The following is a 10,569-nucleotide window of genomic DNA, read 5'->3' as shown; positions in this document are numbered from 1 at the left end:
TTATTTGTGATAGACTTCACAACTCTCTTGGTAGAGAACATTGCGCGCTCGTAGCTCAGCTGGATAGAGTACCTGGCTACGAACCAGGCGGTCAGAGGTTCGAATCCTCTCGAGCGCGCCATCTCTTCTACTGGAAATTTCTTTTACAGAATAAAGGGGCTAAGCTCCTGATATTGGAATAGCGAAAGCGGTTTTGATATCAAACACCTGCGCGTCCGTAGCTCAGCTGGATAGAGTACCTGGCTACGAACCAGGCGGTCAGAGGTTCGAATCCTCTCGGACGCGCCACTTTCTCTTTTGAAGGTGAAAAGGTAAATCAAAGAATATATTGCGCGCTCGTAGCTCAGCTGGATAGAGTACCTGGCTACGAACCAGGCGGTCAGAGGTTCGAATCCTCTCGAGCGCGCCATTTCTTCAAATGAATATTCTTTTAACGATTAAAGGGGCTTCGCTCCTGATATTGAAATAGTGTATGCGATTTTTTTTTTGATATCAAACACCTGCGCGTCCGTAGCTCAGCTGGATAGAGTACCTGGCTACGAACCAGGCGGTCAGAGGTTCGAATCCTCTCGGACGCGCCACTTTCTCTTTCGAAAGTGACAAGGTGAACAACAGATTATTGCGCGCTCGTAGCTCAGCTGGATAGAGTACCTGGCTACGAACCAGGCGGTCAGAGGTTCGAATCCTCTCGAGCGCGCCATCCTTGAAAACCCTGCATGAAAATGCAGGGTTTTTTCTTATTCCTCATTTTTGCACCCGCGAGCATTGGATTTTTAGGATCCCTCAGGCCTTCACTTCTGGACAATCGATTTATTCTTAGCGCGTCTTTCTCTTCTCATTGATCACCACCACTCTTTACAACGCTAAAAAAACAATGGGCATTTAAATGTTTCTAGATTGTTAATTTTTTGTTGTTTTTAATTCTTACAATTCAAAAGCTTATTGGTGTTCTTTTATCTCTATCGCAGTTTTGTTCGAACTTCTGCAGTAAATTGATGAATGTCCATATTAAGTATCAGGAATTTGGGCGAATATTTTAGTTTATGTGATCTATGTGGTGAAAAAAGCAACCAATAGTGTGGGAAGCTCTGAAACCTTTTTAAACAAAATTGACAATATTTAACCAATCTAGATAATCGGTTGGTCGGGATTGTGTATAAATCATGTCCTGCGTTATGTCAGGATGACACAGAAAGGAAGCAAGATGACAAATATTGGAAGCCTCTTAGTTGATGCGGCAGCCCTAATGGTAACAGGAATGGGGGTCGTATTTATTTTTCTTACTATTCTTATTTTCCTCGTTCGCTTGATGTCAAAAATGGTACCGCAAGAAGTACCACCACCGATCGCTACACCCAAAGCGGTAAAAAATCAAACCAATCACACTTCAACAGTGAGCCCACAGGTCGTCGCGGCAATTTCTGCTGCGATTCATCAGCATCGCGCCTCGGTTGCGAAGTAGTACAACAAAGGAATAAAAGGAGTTTATGAGCATGTCTAAGCCACTAGCAATTACTGACGTGGTCCTACGCGACGCCCATCAATCACTGTTTGCGACCCGAATGCGCATTGAAGACATGCTGCCTATTGCAGCAGAGTTGGATAAAGTGGGTTATTGGTCGCTCGAAACCTGGGGTGGTGCCACCTTTGATGCGTGTATCCGTTTCTTAGGGGAAGATCCGTGGGAGCGTTTACGTGAACTGAAGAAAGCGATGCCGAATACACCAATGCAGATGCTACTGCGTGGTCAAAACCTGCTGGGTTATCGTCACTATGCCGATGATGTGGTTGAGAAGTTTGTTGAGCGTGCTCATGCCAACGGTATGGATGTTTTCCGTATCTTTGATGCGATGAACGATGTGCGTAATTTCCAAAAAGCGGTTAAAGCGACGGTGGATGTTGGTGCACATGCGCAAGGGACGCTTTCTTACACCACCAGCCCGGTTCACAATACTGACACTTGGGTCGATCTTGCCAAACGTTTAGAAGACTTGGGTTGTCACTCGCTTTGTATCAAAGATATGTCTGGCTTACTTAAGCCTTATGAAGCGCAAGAATTGATTACGCGTATTAAATCCTCTTGTGATATCCCATTGGCGCTGCACTGCCATGCTACCACAGGGTTATCAACCGCGACGGCGATTAAGGCGGTAGAGGCTGGCATCGATATTTTGGATACCGCGATTTCATCCATGAGCTGCACCTACGGTCATACTCCAACGGAAACCGTGGTGGCGATGTTGCAAGGTACCGAGCGTGATACCAATTTAGACCTTGCTCAAATTGAACCTATTGCCGCGTATTTCCGTGAAGTCCGTAAAAAGTACGCTAAGTTTGAAGGTCAATTGAAAGGGGTGGATTCTCGCATTCTGATTGCTCAAGTTCCTGGTGGTATGCTGACCAACATGGAAAGCCAATTGAAAGAGCAAGGCGCGGCGGATCGTATCGACGAAGTTCTTGAAGAGATCCCTCGCGTTCGTGAAGATCTTGGATTTATTCCATTGGTGACCCCAACCTCGCAAATTGTCGGCACTCAAGCGGTCATTAACGTCCTGACGGGCGAGCGTTATAAGAGCATCACCAAAGAAACGGCAGGCGTTCTCAAAGGCGAATATGGCGCTGCACCAGCTCCTGTGAATGCGCAGTTGCAAGCACGTGTACTGAGCGGTGCTGAAGCTGTCACGTGTCGACCTGCTGATTTACTTGAAGCGGAATTGCATACACTGACAGACGAACTGCTGGCAAAAGCACAATCAGAAGGCATTCAATTGGCTAAAGAGAGTGTTGATGACGTTCTCACTTACGCACTCTTCCCACAAGTTGGCCTGAAGTTCCTTAAGAATCGTGGCAATCCTGATGCATTTGAGCCAGCACCGACTCTTGAGGTGGCTCAGCCAACGGCGACGAAAGCCGTTAATGGTGCCGTTGAAGCTTACAGTGTTCGTGTTGATGGCCAGGTATTCCATGTTGAAGTAGGGCCAGAAGGTCAATTGACTTCGGTGACACCAGCCGCTGCGCCAGCGAGTACTCCTATCGCGGCTCCTGTTGCGGCAGTACCAAGCGATGCAGAGGCTGTATCGGCTCCGCTTGCAGGCAACATCTTCAAAGTTCATGTTCAAGCAGGAAGCTCGGTTGAAGAGGGCGATATTCTGCTGATCCTCGAAGCGATGAAAATGGAAACTGAAGTCCGCGCTGCTCGTAGTGGTGTGGTGCATGAACTGAATGTGAAAGAGGGAGATGCCGTGACAGTAGGCTCACCTCTACTGAGTTTGGCGTAAGGATGTACCATGGATGGATTAATCACGCTTTGGTCTGAAACGGGGATTGCCCACTTTGAACTTGGGCAAATCTGTATGATCGCAGTCGGTTGTGTACTGCTGTTTTTAGCCATTAGTAAAGGCTTTGAGCCTTTACTTCTGTTACCTATTGGCTTTGGTGCCATTTTGGCTAATATCCCGAATGCGGGCTTTACCGAGCCGGGTGGATTGCTTTACTACGTGTATTACATTGGTATTGAATCTGGCGTTTTCCCACTGCTTATTTTTATGGGCGTTGGGGCAATGACGGATTTTGGTGCCTTGATTGCCAACCCTAAAACCTTATGGCTCGGTGCCGCCGCGCAGTTTGGTATTTTTGCCACGCTGTTTGGTGCGATTCTATTGAACTATGTGCCGGGCATGGAGTTTTCCATGGAGGATGCGTCATCCATCGCCATCATTGGTGGCGCGGATGGCCCAACAGCCATTTTCCTCGCCAGCCGTCTCTCTCCTGATTTATTGGGGGCGATTGCCGTAGCGGCATACAGTTACATGGCTTTGGTTCCTATTATTCAGCCGCCGATCATGAAGGCGCTCACGACGCCGGAAGAGCGTAAGATCAAAATGGCTCAACTTCGCCATGTCGGAAAAGTGGAGAAAGTGCTTTTCCCGTTGGCGGTATTGGTGATGACCATCTTGTTCCTTCCTTCTGCAACGCCGTTGGTAGGGATGTTCTGTCTGGGTAACTTGATGCGTGAAGCCGGTGTGGTGGAGCGTTTGTCAAAAACGGCACAAAACGAGCTGATCAACATTGTGACTATTTTCCTTGGCTTAGGTGTAGGCTCGAAGTTACAAGCTGAGCACTTCTTGAATGTGGAAACATTGGGCATTCTTGCATTAGGTGCTGCTGCGTTCAGCATTGGTACTGGCGCGGGCGTGCTGATGGCGAAGCTACTCAACAAGTTCTCGGAAGAAGACATCAATCCGTTGATTGGTGCCGCTGGAGTGTCAGCTGTGCCTATGGCGGCTCGCGTGGTCAACAAAGTGGGGCTGGAAGCAAACCCACAAAACTTCTTGTTGATGCATGCCATGGGGCCGAATGTGGCGGGTGTACTGGGCAGTGCAGTCGCCGCCGGTGTGCTGTTGGCTCTGGTTGGATAACTTCGCTGTGAAATGTAAGTCAAATTGTGTCATCACAATTAACTTCGGTTAACAAAATGGTTTATAGTCAAAGGGATGCTTCGGCATCCCTTTCTTTTTGTCCTTAGGAACGGCTGATTATGGAAAATAAGCAAATTGTTATTACAGAGTTTGGAGGCCCTGATGTATTGGCCATCCGTTCAAGTCAAATGCCTGAACCAAAATCTGGTCAGGTCGTCATTAAAGTCTATTTTTCAGGTATTAATCCTATCGATGTTAAAACGCGTGCAGGACTGGGGTGGGCAGCGGCACAAAATAAGGACAAATTGCCTTGGGTACCCGGTTATGACATTTCTGGCAAAGTGGTTAGTTGTGGTGAGAATGCTGAGCGCTTTGTCAAAGGCGATACCGTTGCTGGTTTTGTCGGTTTCCCATTAGAAGGTGGTGGTTACAGCCAGTATCTTTGTGTGGAGGAAGGTGCATTGAGCCTAGTACCAGATTCGATCACCTTAGAGGCGGCGGCGGTACTCCCACTAGCTGGGCAAACGGCAGCCCAAGCGCTGAACAAAGCCCAAGTGAAAGAAGGGGAGCGCGTGCTCGTTCTTGCTGGCGCAGGAGGCGTTGGCCATTTGGCCGTGCAAATCGCCGTGGCTGCGAAAGCCGAAGTGTATACGACGTGCAGTGAACGCAATTTAGATTACATGGCAACGTTGGGTGCTCATGCCATCAATTACCAATTTGCTGCTGCTTCAGAGCGTTTGAGTGATGTGGATGTATTGATTGATCTGATTGGTGGTGATGTTGCCCTTGATGCATTGAAGTGTTTAAAAGACAACGCCAGAGTCGTGACGGTGCCGACGCTGAGTGCTGAGATGATCTGTGAAAAAGCCAAACTGCTCGGGTTTGAGGCGACGGGGATGCTGGTGGAGCCCGATCCTCAGCAGTTGGATACATTGCTGTATATGGTGGGCGTTGGCTTACTTAAAACAGAAATTCAGCGTATCTATCCGATGCATGAGGTCAGTGATGCGCACAAACAAATCGAAACAGGGCATACCCGAGGAAAAGTACTACTGGATATGCAATGTTAGAAACCTTTAATGGATGGTTTGCAGAGGCGGCATTGTGGTTTTCCGACTCTGCACTTTGGGTATTGTTTTTCACTGGTTTTCTCAGTGCAACCTTATTACCTGGAGGCTCAGAGGCGAGTTTGATCGCGACCTTGTCTCTTAATCAATTTCCTATTTCACACATCATTATTGTCGCGACGCTAGGAAATACTCTTGGTGGGTTAACTAACTATTGGTTAGGTTTGCTGTTACCAAATCGAACTCAACAAGAAAAACATGGTCATACCGCTTTGAGGTGGTTAGCCAAATACGGCTATTGGGGGCTGTTTTTTAGTTGGCTTCCTGTGATTGGTGATCCTCTCTGTTTAGCGGCCGGTTGGCTGCGAATGAAATTTCTTCCTTGTCTGGTGCTTATCGCACTGGGGAAAGCGGTACGCTACAGCGTGCTGGCTATGCTTTATATCGGACTATTCTAAGGAAAAAGCATGAAAAAACTGATGCTGAGTGCCTGCTCTCTTTTTGTCCTCGCTGGTTGTTCTTCCGTAAAATCGGTTTCTGTGCCGTTTTTTTCTTCATTACCAGAAGGGGTGACTCTGATTGAAGAGTCGTCAGCGCAAGCGGGTAAAGTCAAAATCCCGTATGAAAAATATCGTTTAGAAAATGGCTTAACCGTCATTTTATCACCCGATCACTCCGATCCCTTGGTACACGTTGACGTCACTTATCATGTCGGCTCGGCTCGAGAAGAGATTGGTAAGTCAGGCTTTGCGCATTTCTTCGAGCATATGATGTTCCAAGGTTCGGAAAATGTGGGTGATCAGCAACACTTCAAGATCATTACGGAAGCCGGCGGAACACTAAATGGCACAACAAACCGAGATAGAACCAACTATTTCGAAACCGTACCAGCGAACCAACTTGAGAAAATGTTGTGGTTAGAGTCGGATCGTATGGGCTTTCTACTTGATGCCGTATCGCAACGTAAGTTTGAGGTGCAACGTGACACGGTGAAAAACGAGCGTGCGCAGCGCTACGACAATCGTCCGTACGGCCTGATCTGGGAAAAGATGGCCGAAGCGATGTATCCAGAGGGACATCCATATTCGTGGCAAACTATCGGGTATGTTGACGATCTTGACCGTGTAGACGTCAATGACCTGAAAGCATTTTTTTTGCGCTGGTATGGACCTAATAATGCGGTGCTGACCATTGGTGGTGATATCGATAGTGATCAGACATTGGAGTGGGTTAATAAGTATTTTGGCAGCATTCCACGCGGGCCAGAGGTTAATAACGCACCTAAGCAGCCTGCAAAACTGGATGAAAATCGCTTCATCACGCTGGAAGATCGTATTCGTCAACCAATGGTGATGATTGGCTGGCCAACGAGCTACAAAGGTGAGGAGCAAGAAGCTTCACTGGACGCTTTAGCCAGCTTGCTTGGTGAAGGGAACAACAGCTTGTTGTACCAAAACTTAGTAAAAACGCAAAAAGCCGTCGATGCTGGCGCCTTCCAAGATTGTGCTGAATTAGCCTGTACTTTCTACGTGTATGCGATGGGCGATTCTGGTGATCGAGGCGATTTATCCGGACTCTACCAAGAGCTGATGCATACGCTTGATGAGTTTAAGCAACAAGGTGCCAATGCCCAGCGGTTGGAGCAGATTCTCGGCAAAGCAGAAGCCGATGCCGTGTTCTCATTACAAAGCGTCAGTGGCAAAGTGAGTCAGTTGGCCGCCAATGAAACATTCTTTGCGACCCCTGACCGCATCGAATACCAACTTGATCAGTTACGTGCAGTAAGCACCGAATCAGTCAATCAAGCCTATCAGCAGTTTATAGATGGCAAAAACAAGGTCACATTAAGTGTGGTACCTAAAGGGAAAACAGAACTGGCGGTGCAAAAAGCCAACTTTGTGACGCCAAAACGCGATTTACCAGAATACGACAAAATTTCGGATGAACAACTCGCTTACCGAAAAGCTGAGGCGGATTTTGATCGCTCTGTGATGCCTTCGGCTGCCAAAGCAGTGAAAGCTGAAATGCCAGAACTGTATAAGCTTCATTTTGATAATGGCAGCGAGTTACTCGGCGCTGTCAGTGACGAGACTCCGACTGTATTAATGCAGTTCCGCTTTCCTGCAGGCAGCCGATTTGAAGTGTTAGGCAAGGAGGGGTTAGCGAAATTGACTGCATCCATGATGCAAGAGGGCACAACAAAACGCAGCGCAGAAGAGATCCAAGCGGAGCTGGATAAGTTAGGTAGTACCATTAGTGTTTCCGCGGAACGCTACAGCACAATGGTGACACTATCCGCTCTTGAGAAAAATTTGCCAGCAACTTTGGAAATTTTTCAGCAGATGATCCGGTCCCCTGCCTTTAACGAAGATGATTTCGCACGAGCGAAAAAACAGATGATTGAAGGCGCGGTCTATGAGCAGCAGCAACCAAGCTGGATGGCCTCACAAGCAACACGTCAGGTTCTTTACGGAGACTCACTGTTTGCTCGCTCTAGCGATGGCACTATGGCGTCATTAAACAGCTTGTCGTTGGATGACGTAAAGGCGTTCTACAAAGCGCACTATACACCGCAAAGCGCACAAATCGTTGTGGTGGGGGATTTAAATCGTCGTGATATGGCAAAGCAACTTTCATTCTGGAAAGAGTGGCAAGGTGAGGCTGCGCCGCTGTATCGTCCACAAGTTTTGAGGCCATTAAGTGAGTCAAAAATCTACTTGGTGGATAAGCCGGGAGCGCCGCAAAGCGTGATTCGTATGGTTCGTTTGGGCCTACCGTATGATGCTACGGGAGAAATGTTTTTGAGCCAGTTGGCGAACTTTAATTTGGCGGGTAATTTCAATAGTCGCCTAAATCAAAATTTGCGTGAAGATAAAGGCTATACCTATGGCGCACAAGGCTACTTTGCCAGCAATCTCGAAACTGGTGTTGTGGTGTTTGATGCGCAAGTGCGCGCTGATGCAACCATTCCTGCGTTAATGGAGATGGAGAATGAACTGAATGAGTTTTCTCAATCTGGAATGACGGATGACGAGTTACGCTTTATGCGCCAAGCGGTCGGTCAGCAAGATGCATTGAAATACGAAACGCCAAGCCAAAAAGCACAGTTGATTGGTAATATCTTGCACTACAGCCTGGATGAGGATTACCTCAAGCAGCGTAATGCTATTGTCGACAGTGTCGCTAAGGCGCCGTTGAACGATTTGGCTGAAAAATGGTTCGATCCTAAGGACTATCAGATGATTGTGGTGGGTGATGCGAAAACGCTTCGCCCACAATTAGAAAAGCTAAATAAACCTATAGTAGAGCTTGAAATCATCCGATAGAGTACACATTTAGTAGCGAAGAGAACTCCTCTTCGCTACTTGTTGTTGGTCTGGATACCCTTTTGTTCATCAGAAGGGTATCCAGACCAATTCGATTTCTGACAACTCAGTTTGCAGGTGTGACGCTGCAAGCTTCTGATATAAGTGAATTTCATTTTGACTGATTTTGCTGCGCGACTCGAGTTAGTTGCAAGAAACCCAGAAGTGTTTAAACAGTTTGGCCGTGGTGTGGAGCGTGAAACATTGCGCTACAGCCAAAATGGCCGTATTGCGACCACCATGCATCCTAAGTCACTTGGCTCTGCGTTTACCAATCAGTGGATTACCACAGACTTTGCTGAATCTTTGCTAGAGTTCATTACGCCCGTTTCCAACGATATTGATGTGCTATTGAGCCAACTAGAAGATATTCATCACTTCACCCAAACTCAGCTTGGGGAAGAGAAAATGTGGCCGATGTCGATGCCCTGTTTCGTGGAAAATGAAGATCAAATCGCTTTGGCGCAATACGGCAGTTCAAACTCGGCCAAAATGAAAACCTTATATCGTGAAGGCTTGAAGCGTCGTTATGGCAGCCTCATGCAGATCATTTCCGGCGTGCACTTTAACTTCTCATTTCCAGAGAGTTTTTGGGATGCGCTGCATGGTGAACAGACAGAAGAAGATCGCCAAGCAACGAAGTCTGATGCTTATTTTGGCCTGATTCGTAACTATTATCGCTTCGGTTGGTTGATCCCTTACTTCTTTGGTGCGTCACCTGCCATGTGTTCCTCATTCCTTCAAGGTCGTAAGACCTCTTTGCCTTTTGAAGCGTTGGGGAAAACCTTATATTTACCTAAGGCGACGTCACTACGCTTGAGTGATTTGGGTTACACCAATAGCGCTCAAAGTGTCCTGACGATTGGCTTTAACAGCATTGATGAATACCTAGAAGGGCTAAGTAAAGCCATCCGTACACCTTCGGCTGAGTTTGCCAAGTTGGGTGTGAAGGAAAATGGTGAGTACCGCCAGTTGAACAGCAATATTCTGCAAATTGAAAACGAGCTTTATGCTCCTATTCGCCCCAAACGTGTGACCCAAAATGGTGAGAAGCCATCCGAGGCATTAGCTCGTGGCGGTGTGGAATACATTGAAGTACGCTCGCTGGATGTGAATCCATTTACGCCAGTGGGTATCACGGAAACTCAAGTGCGTTTCCTCGATTTATTCTTAACATGGGCTGCCTTATCTGAGTCGCAACCAATGGATCAATGTGAACTGGCTTGTTGGCGGGAAAACTGGAACAAGGTGGTGGTATCTGGCCGTGAGTATGGCTTAGAGTTGCAGATCGGTTGTAAAGGTGAAAAGCTCAGCTTACAAGCTTGGGCGCATCGCGTGTTTACAGAGCTGCGTCAGTTAGCGGAAATCATGGACAGTGCTCATGGTAACAATCAATACAGCCTCGTTTGTAGTGAGCTAGAACAGTGGATTGATCATCCAGATAAAACCTTGTCTGCACAGCTGCTTACTTTGATTCAGCAAAATGGCAGCTTGGGCGCAACGGGATGCGAGTTGGGTCGTGAATACCGTGAGAAAAACTTAGCGCATCAATATCGCCACTTCTCTTTGCAGAAAATGGAGCAAGAGGTTGAGCTCTCTCTCATGAAACAGAGCCAAGTTGAGCAAGCCGATAAGGTCGATTTTGATACCTATTTGGCCAATTACTTCGCCTACTTGAAATAGGGTATCGGCAATGACTCGTGCCTCCGTTGAAAGAGG

7 protein-coding genes and 5 tRNA genes are annotated in these 10,569 nt (G+C 47.3%); all 12 read left to right on the top strand.

Annotation, left to right across the window (positions count from 1 at the left end; all coding sequences use genetic code 11):
- The first annotated feature begins 44 nt into the window (after positions 1 to 44).
- The 12 genes from FC652_RS15140 to gshA all read left to right on the top strand — a co-directional run bounded on the left by FC652_RS15140 (position 45) and on the right by gshA (position 10,533).
- Positions 45 to 121, top strand: a tRNA-Arg gene (locus tag FC652_RS15140).
- Between the two features lie 90 nt (positions 122 to 211).
- Positions 212 to 288 (top strand) — tRNA-Arg (locus FC652_RS15135).
- Between the two features lie 44 nt (positions 289 to 332).
- Positions 333 to 409 (top strand) — tRNA-Arg (locus tag FC652_RS15130).
- 95 nt (positions 410 to 504) lie between these two features.
- Positions 505 to 581 (top strand) — tRNA-Arg (locus FC652_RS15125).
- Between the two features lie 42 nt (positions 582 to 623).
- A tRNA-Arg gene (locus FC652_RS15120) sits at positions 624 to 700 on the top strand.
- Between the two features lie 504 nt (positions 701 to 1,204).
- Positions 1,205 to 1,462, top strand: coding sequence for an oxaloacetate decarboxylase subunit gamma (locus FC652_RS15115; protein ID WP_176299262.1), 258 nt, complete (start codon positions 1,205 to 1,207; stop codon positions 1,460 to 1,462).
- A 31-nt stretch (positions 1,463 to 1,493) separates the two neighbouring features.
- On the top strand, positions 1,494 to 3,278 hold the full coding sequence (gene oadA / locus FC652_RS15110; protein ID WP_176299261.1) for a sodium-extruding oxaloacetate decarboxylase subunit alpha: 1,785 nt from the start codon (positions 1,494 to 1,496) through the stop codon (positions 3,276 to 3,278).
- Positions 3,279 to 3,287: 9 nt separating this feature from the next.
- Complete coding sequence (locus tag FC652_RS15105; RefSeq protein WP_017421179.1) at positions 3,288 to 4,418, top strand: sodium ion-translocating decarboxylase subunit beta; 1,131 nt, start codon at positions 3,288 to 3,290, stop codon at positions 4,416 to 4,418.
- A 119-nt stretch (positions 4,419 to 4,537) separates the two neighbouring features.
- A complete protein-coding gene (locus tag FC652_RS15100) occupies positions 4,538 to 5,488 on the top strand; it encodes an NADP-dependent oxidoreductase (RefSeq protein WP_176299260.1) in 951 nt (316 codons plus the stop codon).
- Positions 5,482 to 5,943 (top strand): YqaA family protein, encoded by a 462-nt coding sequence (locus FC652_RS15095; protein WP_011079533.1) that lies wholly within the window; start codon positions 5,482 to 5,484, stop codon positions 5,941 to 5,943. The genes FC652_RS15100 and FC652_RS15095 overlap by 7 nt, the downstream gene beginning before the upstream one ends.
- 9 nt (positions 5,944 to 5,952) lie before the next feature.
- Positions 5,953 to 8,811 carry a pitrilysin family protein gene (locus FC652_RS15090; protein ID WP_176299259.1) on the top strand — a complete coding sequence of 953 codons (2,859 nt, stop codon included), beginning with the start codon at positions 5,953 to 5,955 and terminating at the stop codon, positions 8,809 to 8,811.
- A gap of 156 nt (positions 8,812 to 8,967) precedes the next feature.
- Positions 8,968 to 10,533: a glutamate--cysteine ligase gene (gene gshA / locus FC652_RS15085; RefSeq protein ID WP_176299258.1), complete on the top strand. Its 1,566-nt coding sequence runs from the start codon at positions 8,968 to 8,970 to the stop codon at positions 10,531 to 10,533.
- Positions 10,534 to 10,569: the final 36 nt, after the last annotated feature.

Origin of the sequence: Vibrio sp. 05-20-BW147, from assembly GCF_013369385.1 — a bacterium.
In the GTDB taxonomy this organism is placed as follows: Bacteria; Pseudomonadota; Gammaproteobacteria; order Enterobacterales; family Vibrionaceae; genus Vibrio; species Vibrio floridensis.
This window is presented reverse-complemented; position numbering and strand designations above follow the sequence as displayed.